Origin of the sequence: Streptomyces sp. NPDC059534, from assembly GCF_042743475.1 — a bacterium.
Taxonomy (GTDB): Bacteria; Actinomycetota; Actinomycetes; order Streptomycetales; family Streptomycetaceae; genus Streptomyces.
The window spans coordinates 121,142-136,306 of the sequence record NZ_JBHWAQ010000016.1 but is presented as its reverse complement, the minus strand read 5'-3'; the positions used below and the strand labels follow the sequence as shown (position 1 = coordinate 136,306).

Annotated in this window: 10 protein-coding genes; 7 read left to right on the top strand and 3 right to left on the bottom strand. The window is 70.2% G+C overall.

The features are described 5' to 3' along the window. Positions 1-3: 3 nt before the first annotated feature. Entirely contained in the window at positions 4-1,353 is a 1,350-nt protein-coding gene (locus ACFVZH_RS20325) for an ABC transporter substrate-binding protein (protein ID WP_384898785.1), read from the bottom strand. Positions 1,354-1,710: 357 nt separating this feature from the next. Here ACFVZH_RS20325 and ACFVZH_RS20320 point away from each other — a divergent pair, with 357 nt between their 5' ends. Next, complete coding sequence (locus ACFVZH_RS20320; protein ID WP_384898784.1) at positions 1,711-2,742, top strand: LacI family DNA-binding transcriptional regulator; 1,032 nt, start codon at positions 1,711-1,713, stop codon at positions 2,740-2,742. Between the two features lie 241 nt (positions 2,743-2,983). Here ACFVZH_RS20320 and ACFVZH_RS20315 read toward each other — a convergent pair whose 3' ends face one another. Beyond that, positions 2,984-4,747 (bottom strand): glycoside hydrolase family 6 protein, encoded by a 1,764-nt coding sequence (locus tag ACFVZH_RS20315; protein ID WP_384898781.1) that lies wholly within the window; start codon positions 4,745-4,747, stop codon positions 2,984-2,986. A gap of 17 nt (positions 4,748-4,764) precedes the next feature. Further along, positions 4,765-6,300 (bottom strand): cellulase family glycosylhydrolase, encoded by a 1,536-nt coding sequence (locus ACFVZH_RS20310; protein ID WP_384898780.1) that lies wholly within the window; start codon positions 6,298-6,300, stop codon positions 4,765-4,767. A 276-nt stretch (positions 6,301-6,576) separates the two neighbouring features. Between ACFVZH_RS20310 and ACFVZH_RS20305 the strand changes: the two genes are divergently transcribed. The 6 genes from ACFVZH_RS20305 to ACFVZH_RS20280 all read left to right on the top strand — a co-directional run bounded on the left by ACFVZH_RS20305 (position 6,577) and on the right by ACFVZH_RS20280 (position 15,164). Further along, positions 6,577-9,486: a glycoside hydrolase family 48 protein gene (locus tag ACFVZH_RS20305; RefSeq protein ID WP_384898778.1), complete on the top strand. Its 2,910-nt coding sequence runs from the start codon at positions 6,577-6,579 to the stop codon at positions 9,484-9,486. 187 nt (positions 9,487-9,673) lie between these two features. Beyond that, the gene (locus ACFVZH_RS20300) at positions 9,674-11,206 is read left to right on the top strand and encodes an alpha-N-arabinofuranosidase (RefSeq protein ID WP_384898776.1); all 1,533 of its coding nucleotides are present in this window, start codon (positions 9,674-9,676) and stop codon (positions 11,204-11,206) included. Between the two features lie 160 nt (positions 11,207-11,366). Further along, positions 11,367-12,656 carry an ABC transporter substrate-binding protein gene (locus ACFVZH_RS20295; RefSeq protein WP_384898774.1) on the top strand — a complete coding sequence of 430 codons (1,290 nt, stop codon included), beginning with the start codon at positions 11,367-11,369 and terminating at the stop codon, positions 12,654-12,656. After that, positions 12,656-13,666, top strand: a complete 1,011-nt coding sequence (locus ACFVZH_RS20290; RefSeq protein ID WP_384898772.1) for a carbohydrate ABC transporter permease — start codon at positions 12,656-12,658, stop codon at positions 13,664-13,666. Before ACFVZH_RS20295 ends, ACFVZH_RS20290 begins: the two co-directional genes overlap by 1 nt. Continuing rightward, positions 13,663-14,568 carry a carbohydrate ABC transporter permease gene (locus ACFVZH_RS20285; protein ID WP_384898770.1) on the top strand — a complete coding sequence of 302 codons (906 nt, stop codon included), beginning with the start codon at positions 13,663-13,665 and terminating at the stop codon, positions 14,566-14,568. The genes ACFVZH_RS20290 and ACFVZH_RS20285 overlap by 4 nt, the downstream gene beginning before the upstream one ends. A gap of 17 nt (positions 14,569-14,585) precedes the next feature. Beyond that, positions 14,586-15,164 carry a hypothetical protein gene (locus tag ACFVZH_RS20280; RefSeq protein WP_384898769.1) on the top strand — a complete coding sequence of 193 codons (579 nt, stop codon included), beginning with the start codon at positions 14,586-14,588 and terminating at the stop codon, positions 15,162-15,164. Position 15,165: the final 1 nt, after the last annotated feature.

Genomic DNA, 15,165 nt, shown 5'->3' with positions numbered 1-15,165 from the left:
CCGCTACTGGTCGATCTTGTCGTCGACCAGCTTCTTGACGTTCTCCCACGCCTTGGCCGGGTCGGTGCCGCGCTGCTCGATGTCGAGGATGCCGTTGTCGGTGAGGAAGGTCTTCACCTGGCCGTCGTAGCGGCTGATGACGGCGGGGGTGATGCCGGCCGCCGCGCTGGAGAAGATCTTGCCGACCGGGGTGTCGCCGAAGTACGGCAGCTTGGCGTCCTGGACCGCCGAGGAGGCGAGCGTGTCCTTGGACGAGGGGATGTTGCCGTTGACCGCGAAGACCTTGGCGTGCTGCTCCGGGGCGGTCAGCCAGGCGGCGAGCTCGGCGGCCTCCTTGGTGTGCTTGCCGGCCTTCGGCACCGCGAGGAACGAACCGCCCCAGTTGCCGGCGACCGGCGGAGCGGCGATGTCCCACTTGCCCTGGTTGGCGGGACCGGCCTGGTCCTTGATGATGCCGGTCATCCAGCTCGGGCAGGCGACGGTGGCGAACTTCGAGTTCTTGAAGGCCGCGTTCCAGGTGCCCTTCTCGTCGAACTGGCGCAGCTTGGCGGTGAGGCCGCCCTGGGCCGCCTTGACGGCGGTGTCCCACGCCTTCTTCACGCCGGGGCTGTTCTCCCAGTCGAGCTGGCCGCTGGTGTTGGCGTACTGCACCGGGTCGCTGGAGACGACGGCGTTGAAGAGGCCGCTCGCGGAGTCGTGGAAGGAGGTGCCGGCCGGGGCGGCCGCCTTGTACTTCTCGCCGGTCTCGAGGAACTTGGCCCAGTCGCCGGCCCACAGCTTGGCGACTTCCTCGCGGGCGGTCGGGAGCTTGGCCTTGGCGAAGAGGTCCTTGTTGTAGCAGATGGCCATCGGGCCGATGTCGGTGCCGAGGGCGATGATCTTGTCGTCGGCCGTCGTCGCCTGCTTGACCTTCCAGTCGAGGAAGTCGGCGGTGTTCGCGCCGCCCTCCTTGCCGAGGTCGACCCACTTGTTCGCCATCGCCGTGCCGGTCGCCTCGGCGATGTAGCCGACCTCGACGGCCTGGATGTCGGCGAGGCCGCTGTTCTGGCCGAGGCGCAGCTTCAGGGTGTCCCAGTACTTCTGGCCGTCGGAGACGTTCGACTCTTCGATCTTGATGTTCGGGTGGAGCCGCTCGTACTCGGCGTAGAGCTTGGCGCCGGTCTTGTCGTCGTAGCCGAACGAACCGAAGGTCCCGATCCGCAGCGTGATCTTCTCGGCGCCCTGGGTGCTCGTGCCGCCCTTGCCGCTGTCGTCGTCGCTGCCGCAACCGGTGAGCAGGGTCGTGCCGGTCACGACGACGGCGACCGCCGCGATCGCCGCTCGGCGTCCGCGTCTGCTGCTGGAAGTGCGCATTCCACTCTCCTCGTCCAAGGTGGTGCTCGTTGTGCGCCATGAGGCCCGGCCGGCTGATCGCGGCTCGGCGGCTGCCTGGCAGGACCTGATGCAGGTTGTGTGCGTCCCGGATGGGAGCGCTCCCACGTCGTTGCCGGAAGGTTGCTGCCTGGCGGGTGTGGGTGTCAAGACATGAACGCGGATTCGTTACCGGAAGGTTTTCCGGGGGTTTCGCGACGCCCTGGCGTCACGGGGTCGTCATCTCCTGAACGCAGACGCGTGGCGCGGCAGGAGGGCGGTGGACTAGTGTGGGAGCGCTCCCATTTCTTTGTGGCCGTGGTGAGCAGCACGTTGTCCTACGAGGGGAGTTCGGGAGTTGTGAACGGACGGCAGAGCGGCAGACCCACCCTGGAGCAGGTCGCGGCCCGGGCCGGGGTCGGCCGGGGCACGGTCTCCCGGGTCATCAACGGCTCCCCGCGGGTGAGCGAGCAGACCAGAACGGCCGTCGCCAGAGCCGTCGCCGAACTCGGCTACGTACCCAACCAGGCCGCCCGCGCCCTGGCCGGCAGCCGCACCGACGCGATCGCGCTCGTCATCCCCGAGGCGGAGGCCCGGCTGTTCGCCGAGCCCTACTTCCTCGACCTCATCCGGGGCGTCAGCGCCGAACTCGCCGAGGCCGACAAGCAGCTCCTGCTCACCCTGGTCCGCAGCGAGCAGGAACGGCAGCGCTTCGAGCAGTACCTCGCCGCCCAGCGCGTCGACGGGGTGCTGCTGGCCTCCGTGCACGGCGACGACCCGCTGCCCGACCGCATCCGGGAGCTCGGCCTCCCGGTCGTCATGAACGGGCGCCGCTCCGAGGCCGAACCCGTGCCCTACGTGGACTCCGACAACATCGGGGCCGGCCGGGCCGCCGTCGCCCACCTCGTGGCCCGCGGACGCGGCAGGATCGCGACCGTCACCGGACCGCTCGACATGTACGTGGCCCGCGCCCGGCTCGGCGGCTACCGGGCCGGTCTCACGGAGGCCGGCCTCACGCCCGACGAGGACCTGGTGTCGGCCGGCGACTTCACCGAGGCGGGCGGCCGGCGGGCCATGCGGCTGCTGCTCGACCGGCGGCCGGACCTGGACGCCGTCTTCGCCGCCTCCGACGTCATGGCGGCCGGTGCGCGCGGGGTGCTGCGGGAGGCGGGCCGTCGGGTGCCCGAGGACGTGGCCCTCGTCGGCGTCGACGACTCGCCGGTCGCGCGCCTCATGGACCCGCCGCTGACGAGCGTGCGCCAGCCCATCGAGGAGATGGGCCGCACGATGGCGCGGATGCTGATCCGGGAGATCCACGAGGGCACGGAGACCCCGTCCGAGCCCCGCCGCCACGTCCTGCCGACGGAACTGATCGTGCGCGCCTCCTGCTGAGCGGGCGCGGGCGGGCGCGCGCGGGAACGGCCCGCCGGGCCTCGGTGCGCGAGGAGCCCCGAACGGTGCGCGAGGAGTCCCGGACGGCGTGCGCGGGCCCCGCCGTGTGGCCGTACGCCGGTGCCCCGCGGGACGTCGCGTCCCGCGGGGCTTTCGTGTGCCCCGGTTCCGGGGCGTTCGCGCGCATGCTCCCGCGGCCGGCCGGGACCCGGGGGTCCGGCCGGCCGCGGGGCCGTGGGCGCTACAGCGCCGGGTAGGCGTTCTTCATGAGCTCCTGGAACTGGGCCGAGAACCACTGGCCCGAGAGAGGGGCGTCCGGCAGCGCGCCCGACATGCTGTTCCCGTTACGGGCGTTGCCCGTGTAGGTCGGGTCGCACATCCGGTCGAAGCCCTTGCCCTCGTTGTTCGGGATCTCCTTGGAGGCGCCGTCGGACTCGCCCGGGGGCTTCATCCAGACGTACGCGTCGATGCCCGCGGCCGGGGCCGCCTGCGGCCGCTCGCCGAGCCCCGCTCCGGACTGGTTGCACCAGTTGCCGAGGTGGATGCGGCGGTCGTAGCGGCCGCCGTTGACGTAGGTGTCGACGCTGGTCAGGGCTCCCGGGGCGGTGGGCCGGGCGGTGCCGCCCCAGCCGTTGCGGGAGGTGTCGATCAGCATGCCGAGGTTGCTGTCGAAGCCGATCGAGACCAGCTTGGCGCGCATCGCCTGGGCGTACGACAGCTCGTCGGTGTAGCGGTTCCAGTCGACCCACTTCGACTGGCGCACGGAGGTGCCGTTCACGCTGTCGTTGATGGTGAAGTGGTCCTCCTTCAGGGCGCTGTAGTTGGCGGTGTTGACGATGAAGCCGGTCACGTTGGAGACCGTGGAGCCCTCGGCCGTGGCGGCCTGCTTGAACAGCTCGGCGGACGGGCCGAAGTTGTCGTCCCAGCCCAGCCAGCCGTGGTGACCGGCGTCGATGTAGTTGTAGACGTTGCCGATCGAGCCGAGCTTCTTGAGCGCGTAGCCGACGCCGGTGATGTAGTTGCCGTTGGCCTTCATGACGTCGCAGTTGGCGGTGGCCGTCGGGCGCCCGGAGACGTTGGTGACCAGGTTGGGCAGCGAGTCGATCTCGACCGTGGTGACGATCCGCAGCCCCGCGTACTTGGAGTCGGCGAGGATCGCGGCGATCGGGTCGATGTACTCGGTCTTGTAGCGGTTGATCTCGGTCGGGCCCAGCTCGCCGTTGGAGGCGAGGGCGGCACAGTCACGGCCGGGCAGGTTGTAGATGACCAGCTGGACGACGAGCTCGCCGGAGCCCTTCTGCTCCAGGGCCTTGTCGAGGTGGGCGCGCAGGCCCATCGACGTGCTCGAACCGTTGATGGCGGCGATCCGGTCCAGCCAGACACCGGTGGGCTGGTTGGAGACCTTGGTGCCGCCCGGCTCGGCCGCGGCCTTCGCGGACCACTCGGGGTTCACGTACACCTTGGCGCCGGCGTACGGGTTGTCGGCCTTGGTCCCGGCCGGCGGTGTGGTCGGCGGCGTGGTGGGAGGCGTGGTCGGGGGAGTGGTGGGCGGGGTGGTCGGGGGCGTCGTCGGCTCGGTGGCGCCGTTGCAGACGACCCCGTTCAGCTTGAAGGTGGCCGGCACGGCGTTGGTGCCGCTGTAGGAGCCGTTGAAGCCGAAGGAGGTGGAACCGCCCGTGGCCAGCGTCCCGTTGTAGGAGACGTTCTTGGCGGTGACGTTCACGCCGGACTGGGTGATGGTGGCGTTCCAGCCCTGGGTGACCTGCTGGTTGCCGCCGTAGGTCCACTCGACGGTCCACGCGGCGACCGGGTCACCGGTGTTGGTGACGGTCACGTTGGCGCCGAAGCCGGTGTTCCACTGGTTGGTGATCTGGTAGTCGACCTTGCAGCCGGGGGTGGCGGCGCCGGCGGTGGTGCCGAAGACGGTCGCGGTGGCGCCGGTGGCGGTGATCAGACCGAGTGCCGCCAGGAGGGCGGTGCGACTGGTGCTTCTGGTGCGGCTCATGCGGGTGGGGATTCCTTTCAGGGGGTGAGGCTGCGCAGGTGATCGCGCAGCCCGATGCCGAATGCGGTGGGGGTGCCGTCGTACGAACTGATCAGCGCGGGACCGGAGTTGCAGTTCCAGGTGTTCCAGGTCCAGCCCAGGTACGAGAGGCCGCGGTCGTCGAACCACTTCATGACGCGGTCGATGAACGCGTGTCCGCAGGTGTTCTCACCGATCTCGCCCGCGAGGAGAGGAACCTTGGCGGCGACCGGGGCGAGGGTGTTGTTCCAGCACGTCTCGTCGGAACAGGTGTTGAAGTTGTAGACGTGCCAGGCGGCGGCCAGATTGCCCGCCGGGTCGGTGGGGGCGTACGTGAGCCACTGGCTGAGGTCGTTGGAGTACGCGATGCCCGGGACGAGGACGAGGTTCTTCGATCCCGTGGCGCGGACCGCGTCCACCAGGTCCTGCATGCCGGCGACTTCGTAGCCGATGCCGGGGCAGCTGCCTCCGTCGCGCCAGCAGGACCATGCCTGGGCCGCGGTGGAGGTCGCCCGGTCCGGATAGGGCTCGTTGAACAGGTCGAAGACGACCCGCCGGTCGTTCTTGAAGGTGTTCGCCACCGATGTCCAGAACGCCGGGGTGTACTGGGCGTCGGGCATCGGTTTCTGGCAGGAGGCGTACACGTCGGCGCAGCCCGACGAGTTGCCCGTGTACTGGCCGTGCGTCCAGTGCAGTTCGACCACGGGGGTCATGCCGTGGGCGAGGACCTTGGTCACCAGGTCCTTGACCGCGTTGACGTAGTTGGTGCCCCGGTACTCGGCCTTGATGTTGTCCAGGCCGAGCCAGCATTCCTCGTTCAGGGGAATGCGGACCGTGTTGGCCTTCCAGTCGGCGATGGCCTTGACCGAGGCGTCGTCGACGGGACCGTCGAAGAAGCCGTAGCCCTGGACGCACATGAACTCGCCGCCGGAGCGGTTGACGCCGAGGAGGCGTCGCACCGCGCCGTTCTGGTCGGTGAACTTGTTGCCGGTGACGCTCAGTTCGGGCGCGCCGGTGACCGGGGTGCCGGTCGGTGGCGGGGTGGTCGGAGGTGTGGTCGTGGGAGGTGGGGTGGTCGGAGGCGTGGTCGACGGCGTCGGTGTGGGGGTGGGCCCGTCGATGTTGCAGGGGGTGCCGTTGAGCGTGAACGCGGTGGGTGCCGTGTTGGCGCCCGTCCAGGAGGCGATGAAGCCGCCCGTGACCTTCGCGCCCGTGGCGAGCGCGGCGTTCCAGGTCTCGTTCACGACCGTGACGGACGTCCCGGACTGGGACCACTTCCCGCCCCAGCCCTGACTGACGACCTGGCCGGCCGGGAAGTCGAAGCCGAGGCTCCAACCGTTCAGCGCGGCACTGTTGTTGGTGAGGGTGACGGCACCCTGGTAGCCGCCGGCCCATTGGCCGGAGACCGAGTACTCCACGGTGCAGACGGGTGCGGCCGCTGCTCCTGAGGCCGTACCCATGACGGCGAAAGCGGTGCTCGCCATCGTGAGCGCCGCTCCTGCGAGCAGCGCGGACAGACGTGGGGGATGTCGCATGAGCGAGTCCTCACAGCGAGGGCACACCCCTGATGGCGTGCCGACTGGATGGAACCGCTCCCACTGGTCGGGCAGACCGTAGCGTCAACAGCCGCCAAGCAAAAGAGGGGTTGGGTAAATTTCCCCGTCATCTGCCTTCGACTCTTCACACACCTTGACGCCGTTGCGCCCCAACTGCACAGTGGGAGCGCTCCCACTGGTTCAGGGCTTGTCCCCGCAAGCCCGTCCTGCTCTTCGCACCCCCCGTCCTTCCGAGCCGCGAGGAGAACCACCCGCATGCCACGACCACGCGTACGACGACCACGCCGGCAGCTGACCGCGCTGGCCGCAGCGCTCTCCCTCCCCCTCGGCCTCACGGCCGTCGGGGCCACCACGGCCCAGGCCGCCGCCGTGCAGTGCAGCGTCGACTACAAGACGAACGACTGGGGTTCGGGCTTCACCGCCGAACTCACGCTCACCAACCGCGCGACGACCACGCTCAACGGCTGGACGCTCACCTACTCCTACGCCGGTGACCAGAAACTCACCAACGGCTGGAGTGGCGTCTGGTCCCAGTCCGGCAAGGACGTCACCGTGACCAACGCGTCCTGGAACGGCACCCTCGCCGCGGGCGCCGCCACCACCACCGGCGCCCAGTTCACCTACAGCGGGACCAACGCCGCCCCGACCTCCTTCGCGGTCAACGGCACCCCCTGCACCGGCGCCCACCAGCCCCCGGTCGCCGTGTTGACCAGCCCCGCGGCGGGCGCGGTCTTCACCCAGGGCGACACGGTGCCGCTGGCCGCCACCGCCGCCGCGGCCGACAGCGCCACCGTGAGCAAAGTGGAGTTCTACAGCGACACCACGCTCCTCGGCACGGACACCACCGCGCCCTTCGCCCACAGCGCCGCCGGCCTCGCCACCGGCGCCCACTCCCTCTATGCCAAGGCGTACGACAGCCTCGGCGCGTCCGCCGAGTCGGCGCCCGTCGGCATCACCGTCGCCGCGGGACCCGCGCTCGTCGCCTCGCCGAGCCAGCTCGGCGTCCGCCAGGGCGCGACCGGCACCTTCGACCTGAAGCTGTCCACCGCCCCGACCGCGAACGTCACGGTGAGCATCGCCCGGACCTCCGGCAACACCAACCTCACCGCGACCCCCGCCACCCTCGGTTTCACCCCGGCGAACTGGAACACCGCCCAGAAGGTGACCGTCGCCGCGGCGGCCACCGGCACCGGCTCGGCCGTCTTCACCGCGACCGCCCCCGGCCACTCCAAGGCCGAGGTCACCGTCGCCCAGCTGGCCGCGAACTCCACGTACGACGCCCGCTTCCTCGACCTGCACGGGAAGATCACCAACCCGGCCAACGGCTACTTCTCGCCCGAGGGCATCCCGTACCACTCCGTGGAGACCCTGATCGTCGAGGCCCCCGACCACGGGCACGAGACGACCTCGGAGGCGTACAGCTACCTCATCTGGCTCCAGGCCATGTACGGGAAGATCACCGGCGACTGGACCAAGTTCAACGGCGCCTGGGACACCATGGAGAAATTCATGATCCCCACCCACGCCGACCAGCCCACCGGCTCCTCCTACAACGCCTCGAAGCCGGCGACGTACGCCCCCGAGTGGGACCTCCCGTCGCAGTACCCGGCGAAGCTCGACTCCGGCGTGACCTCCGGCTCCGACCCGATCGCCGCCGAGCTCAAGAGCGCCTACGGCACCGACGACGTCTACGGCATGCACTGGCTCCAGGACGTCGACAACGTCTACGGATTCGGCAACGAGCCCGGGAAGTGCTCCGCCGGACCGACGGCGACCGGCCCCTCCTACATCAACACCTTCCAGCGCGGCCCCCAGGAATCCGTCTGGGAGACCGTCACCCACCCCACCTGCGACAACTTCTCCTTCGGCGGGAAGAACGGCTACCTGGACCTCTTCACCGGGGACTCCTCCTACGCCAAGCAGTGGAAGTACACCAACGCCCCCGACGCCGACGCCCGCGCCGTCCAGGCCGCCTACTGGGCCGACCTCTGGGCCAAGCAGCAGGGCAAGGGCACCCAGGTCTCCGCGACCGTCGGCAAGGCCGCGAAGATGGGTGACTACCTGCGGTACGCGATGTTCGACAAGTACTTCAAGAAGGCCGGGAACTGCGTCGGCCCGACCACCTGCCCGGCCGGCACCGGCAAGGACAGCGCGCACTACCTGATGTCCTGGTACTACGCCTGGGGCGGCGCCACCGACACCTCCGCCGGCTGGTCCTGGCGGATCGGTTCCAGCCACGCCCACGGCGGCTACCAGAACCCGCTCGCCGCCTACGCGCTCAGCTCCTACGCGCCGCTGAAGCCCAAGTCGACGACGGGCGCCGCGGACTGGGCGACCAGCCTTGACCGGCAGCTGGAGTTCTACCGCTGGCTCCAGTCCGACGAGGGCGCCATCGCGGGCGGCGCCACCAACAGCTGGCAGGGCCGGTACGCCACCCCGCCGGTCGGTACGCCCACTTTCCACGGCCTCTTCTACGACGAGAAGCCCGTCTACCACGACCCCGCGTCCAACCAGTGGTTCGGCTTCCAGGCGTGGTCCATGGAGCGGGTCGCCGAGTACTACCAGCAGACCGGTGACGCCGAGGCGAAGACCGTCCTGGACAAGTGGGTCTCCTGGGCGCTGTCCAAGACCACGGTCAACCCGGACGGCACCTACCGCATCCCCTCCACCCTCCAGTGGTCCGGCGCGCCCGACACCTGGAACGCGGCGAGCCCCGGCGCCAACGCCGGTCTGCACGTCACCGTCGCCGACTACACCGACGACGTCGGCGTGGCCGCCGCCTACGCCAAGACCCTCACGTACTACGCGGCCAAGTCCGGCCACGCCGAGGCCAAGCGCGTCGCCAAGGCCCTCCTCGACGGCATGTGGGACCACCACCAGGACGCGCTGGGCATCGCCGTCCCGGAGACCCGCGCCGACTACAACCGCTTCGACGACCCGGTCTACGTGCCGAGCGGCTGGACCGGCACCATGCCGAACGGCGACGCGGTGAACAACTCGTCCACCTTCGCCTCGATGCGCACCTTCTACCGGAACGACCCGGCCTGGCCGAAGATCGAGGCATACCTGGCGGGCGGCGCGGCCCCCGTCTTCACCTACCACCGGTTCTGGGCCCAGGCGGACATCGCCCTGGCCATGGGCTCGTACGCGGAGCTGCTCGAATAACAGCCCGCCCCGCGAGAGCGGGCTCCGCGTACGACGAGGCCGGGTGGACCCCGCAAGGGGCCCGCCCGGCCTTCGGCCGTTCCCGGACCGGTGATCCATTGACGCCCCGGGGCCGCGCTCCTACCTTCTCGTTCGGAGATACGACCGTTGTCCGAAATACCGAACACGTCGAACGAGAGGGAACCACGTGTCCCGCACCGAACGCACCGAACAGGCCGCCCCCGCCGCCCGCTTCACTCTCGACCCCGACTTCACCGTCGGCGCCGTCGACCCCCGTCTCTACGGCTCCTTCGTCGAACACCTCGGGCGCTGCGTCCACACCGGCCTCCACGAGCCCGGTCACCCCACCGCCGACGAGGACGGCCTGCGCGGCGACGTGCTGGAGCTCGTCCGCGAGCTGGGCGTCACCGCGATCCGCTACCCCGGCGGCAACTTCGTCTCCGGATACCGCTGGGAGGACGGTGTCGGGCCCGTCGAGCGCCGGCCGCGCCGGCTCGACGTCGCCTGGCGGTCCACCGAGACCAACCGCTTCGGCCTGAGCGAGTTCATGGCATTCCTGCGCAAGGCCGGTCCGGAGGCCGAGCCGATGATGGCGCTCAACCTCGGCACCCGCGGCATCACCGAGGCGATGGACCTCGTCGAGTACGCCAACCACCCCGGCGGCACCGAACTCTCCGACCGCCGCATCGCCCACGGCGACAAGGACCCCTTCGGCATCCGCCTGTGGTGCCTGGGCAACGAGATGGACGGCACCTGGCAGACGGGGCAGAAGACGGCGGAGGAGTACGGCCGGCTCGCCGCCCAGACCGCGCGCGCCCTGCGCGGCATCGACCCGGGGCTCGAACTCGTCGCCTGCGGCAGCTCGGCGCGCGGCCTGCCGACCTTCGCGGCCTGGGAGGCCACCGTCCTGGCGGAGACGTACGAGGTCGTCGACCACGTCTCGCTGCACGCCTACTACGAGGAGACCGACGGCGACCGCGACTCCTTCCTCGCCTCCGCCGTCGACATGGAGGCGTTCATCGAGGAGGTCGTCGCCACCTGCGACCACGTCGGCGCCCGGCTGAAGTCCGGGAAGCGGCTGACGCTCTCCTTCGACGAGTGGAACGTCTGGTACCAGCGCCGGCCCAACCCGCACGCGGTGGAGGACTGGCAGGAGGCCCCGCGCCTCCTGGAGGACGTGTACACCGTCACCGACGCCGTCGTCTTCGGCACCCTCCTGATCGCGCTGCTGCGCCACGCCGACCGGGTGGCGGTGGCCTGTCTGGCCCAGCTCGTCAACGTGATCGCCCCGATCATGACGGAGCCGGGCGGTCCCGCCTGGCGGCAGACCACCTTCCACCCCTTCGCCCAGGCGTCCCGGCACGGCCGCGGGACCGTCCTCGACGTGCGCGTGGCCTCGCCGACGTACGCCACGGCCCGGTACGGGGAGGTGCCGCTGCTGCACGCCACGGCCGTGCGCGGCGAGGACGGCGGGGTGACCGTGTTCGCGGTGAACCGTGGCCGGAACGCGTCCCTGCCGTTGGAGGTGACCCTCCGCGGGTTCGGCCTCGACCGGGTGGTCGAGCACAGCGCACTCGCCGACGCCGACCCCGAGGCCCGCAACACCCTCGCCGAGCCGGAGCGGGTCGTGCCGCACCCGGTGGAGGGGACGGAGCTCGTGGACGGGGTGCTGCGGGCGGCCTTGGAGCCGATGTCCTGGAACGTCATCCGGCTGGCCTGACGAGCCGGTTGTTGAATCCTTTCATCCAAGTGGGTGCGACTCCGGCTTCGAAGCGCTTCGAAAGATCCTGTCCGAAGCGTTGACGTGGCTGACGGACGACCCTACTTTGTCCCAGCAAGCGCTTTCCTGAAACGTTCTAATAACGCGCGGAGGACGAACTGTGCGTACTCAAGGCACTGTTGACCGTCGGAGCCTGCTGAAGGTCACCGGCGGGACGCTGGCGGCTGTCGGTCTCACCGCGGCGGGCTGCGGCACCGGCTCCGGCTCCGGCTCCGGAGACGGCACCGTCACCATCCGGTACACCTGGTGGGGCTCCGACGACCGGGCCAAGCGGATCAACCAGTCGATCGCCCTCTTCGAGAAGAAGTTCCCGAAGATCAAGGTCAAGACCGACTTCCAGCCGTACGCCGACTTCTGGAAGAAGTTCAACACCCAGGCGTCGGGCGGCAACGCACCGGACGTCTTCCAGAACGCCATCGGCTTCCTGCGCAAGTACGACGCGAAGAACGTCCTCCTCGACCTGCGCGAGCAGGCCGAGGCGGGCAACCTCCGCCTCGACGGATTCCGCGCCGGCCTGGAGAAGTTCGGCGAGGTCGACGGCAAACTGCTCGGCATACCCGTCGGCAGCAACTCGATGGCCCTCGTCGTCGACCGGACCGTCTTCACCAAGGCCGGCGTCACCCCGAAGCCCGGCTGGACCTGGGACGAGTACCACGACGCCCTCGCCAGGATCCGGCAGAGCCAGGGCCGGGCCGGCGACGCGGGCCCGTACGGGATCATGTACCTCTACGACCTCTACCTGCGCCAGCACGGCAAGGCGTTCTTCACCGCCTCCGGCCTCGGCTTCACCGAGGCGGACCTCACGGAGTGGTGGACCAAGGCGTTCGAGCGCGTCAGGTCCGGCGTCTACGCCGACCCGAAGAAGACCATCCAGGCCAAGCCCAAGTCGGCGGTCACCGCCGAACTCGCCGGCTCCGAGTTCACCTGGGACAACTTCGCGGTCCGCTACACCGCCGAGGGCAAGAGCACGTACGGCCTGGCGCCCATCCCCACCACGGACGGCCACAGGACCGGCCAGTACCTCGGCTCCCTCATGCTCAGTGCCTCCAAGCGCACCAAGCACCCCAAGGAGGTCGCCCGGTTCATCGACTTCATGGTCCACGACCCCGAGGTCGGGAAGATCATGGGCTACGACCGGGGCGTCCCGGCCACCGAGGCCCAGTACCGGGCGTACGTGCCGACGGACGAGGTCGGCAAGCAGATCGCCGCCTACGAGAAGCAGCTCGTCGAGTCCCGCGTCCTGGAGCCGATCACACCCCACCCGGCCGGCGCCGACGTGTGCGAGGCCGCGTTCCTGCGGCTCTCCGAGGAGATGTCCCTCGGCGAGCGGCCGGTAGCGGACGCGGTGAAGCAGTACTTCACCGAGGCGAAGACGGCGCTCTCCTCCTGATGGGCGCCGCCGTGACCTCCGCACCGACCCCCGCACCGGTGACCCGCCCCGACGGGGGGACCGCGCCCGCGGACTCCCCGTCCGGCGGCGGGAGCCCGCGCGGCCCCTCCCGCACCGGCAGGGCCCGCCGCGAGAACCTCGCCGGCTACCTCTTCATGTCCCCCTGGATCGCCGGCTTCCTCCTGCTCACCGCGGGGCCCATGGTCGCCTCGCTCTACTTCGCCTTCACCGACTACAACCTCTTCGACGCCCCGCAATGGATCGGCCTCGACAACTTCACCGAGATGCTCGGCGACCCCCGCTGGCGCACCTCGGTCCAGGTCACCGGCTGGTACGTGCTGATCGGCACCCCGCTGAAACTGGCGGCCGCGCTCGGCGTCGCCCTGCTGCTCAACCAGAGCCGGCGCGGGCAGGGCTTCTACCGGGCCGCGTTCTACGCGCCCTCGCTGATCGGGGCCAGCGTCTCGATCGCCATCGTCTGGCGCGCGATCTTCTCCGACGGCGCCGCGGTCGACCGCGGACAGCAGCTCCTCGGCCTGGACCCCGGAGGCTGGATCGGCGACCCCGACCGGATCATCTACGCCCTGGTCGCGCTGACGGTCTGGCAGTTCGGCGCCCCGATGGTCATCTTCCTGGCCGGACTCAAGCAGGTGCCGCGCGAGCTGTACGAGGCGGCGCAGGTCGACGGGGCGAGCCCGTGGCGGAGGTTCTGGCACATCACCCTGCCGATGATCTCCCCGGTGCTCTTCTTCAACGTGCTCCTGGAGACCATCCACTCCTTCCAGATCTTCGGCTCCGCCTACATCATCGGCAGCCAGGGCAACGCCTGCGGGCCGGCCGACGGCACGCTCGTCTACACCTGCTACCTCTACATCCAGGGCTTCGAGAACAGCCGGATGGGCCTGGCCTCGGCGATGGCCTGGATGCTGCTGCTCGCCGTCGGCCTGGTCACGGCGGTCCTTTTCTGGTCCCAGCGGCGCTGGGTGCACTACGAGGAGGGGGCCCGATGAGCCTCGCACCCACCGGAACACGTATCGCGCCGGAGGCCGGAGCGGCCACCGGCACCCGGACGCGCCGGCCGCGCACGGCGGGGTCGGTCGCCTGGCACCTCGGCGCGCTCGCCGTGCTCGCCGTCATCCTCTACCCCGTGGTGTGGGTGATCGGCGGCTCGTTCAAGCCGAACGACGAGATCGTCGGAAGCCTCGACCTCTTCCCCGCCGACCCCGTCACCGACAACTACCGGCGGCTCGCCGACGGCATCGCCGACATCCCCATCTCCACCTTCTTCGGCAACTCCCTCTTCCTCGCCGTCGGTTCGGTGATCGGCGTGGTGCTCTCCAGCTCGCTGGCGGCCTACGCCTTCGCCAAGATCGGCTTCGCCGGACGCGGCCTGCTCTTCACGCTGATGATCGGCACCCTGCTCCTGCCGTACCACGTGCTGCTCATCCCGCAGTACGTGCTCTTCCAGAAGCTCGAACTGATCAACACCTACACGCCGTTGCTGCTCGGCAAGTACCTGGCCACGGACGCCTTCTTCGTCTTCCTGATGCTCCAGTTCATGCGCGGGCTGCCGAAGGAGCTGGACGAGGCGGCCCGCCTCGACGGCTGCGGCCACCTGCGGACCTACTGGTCGATCGTGCTGCCGCTGTGCCGGCCCGCGCTCATCACCAGCGCGATCTTCACCTTCATCAACGCCTGGAACGACTTCATGGGTCCGCTGATCTACCTCAACGAACCCGAGAAGTACACGGTCTCACTCGGCCTGAAGATGTTCGTCGACCAGGACGGCGTCGCCAACTACGGCGGCATGATCGCGATGTCGCTGGTGGCGCTGCTGCCGGTGGTCGCCTTCTTCCTCGCCTTCCAGCGGTACCTCATCGACGGCATGGCCACCTCGGGCCTGAAGGGCTGAGGGGGATGGCCGGCGAGATGAGAACACGGTTCCTGGCCCGGTTCGGGGTCTTCGCGGAGTGCCTCCTCGTGGGCGTGTGGATCGCCGTCGCCGCACTGCCGCTCGTGACGCTGCCGGCGGCGCTCGCCGCCGGGGCGTCACACCTGCGGCGCTGGACCGGCGACGAGCAGGCCGGACTGCGGACCTTCGCCGCCGACCTGCGCGCCGCCGTCCGGGGCGGCGGCTGGGCGGTGGGCCTCGCCTGCCTGGCCGCGCTCGCCCTGGTCGGCGCCGACCTCGCCCTCGTACGGGCGCTGCCCGTACCCGGTGGGCGGGCCACGGGGGCCCTCGCGATCCTCGCGGCGATCTGGCTGACGGTCACCGTCCTGCGGGCGGCCACGGCCTGGCGCCCGCACCTGCGCTGGCGAGCCCTCCTCGGCCCGGCCGCCCGCCGCGCGCTGCGCGACCCGGCGGGCTCCCTCCTCGTCGTCTGCGGCCTCGCGGTGATCGCCGCGTCGGCCTGGTTCTCCGCACCCCTGGCCCTGCCCGCCCTCGGCATCCTCGTCGCCTCGGCCCTCGCCGCCGAGCACCGCCAGGCGTCCCCGGTGACCACCTGAC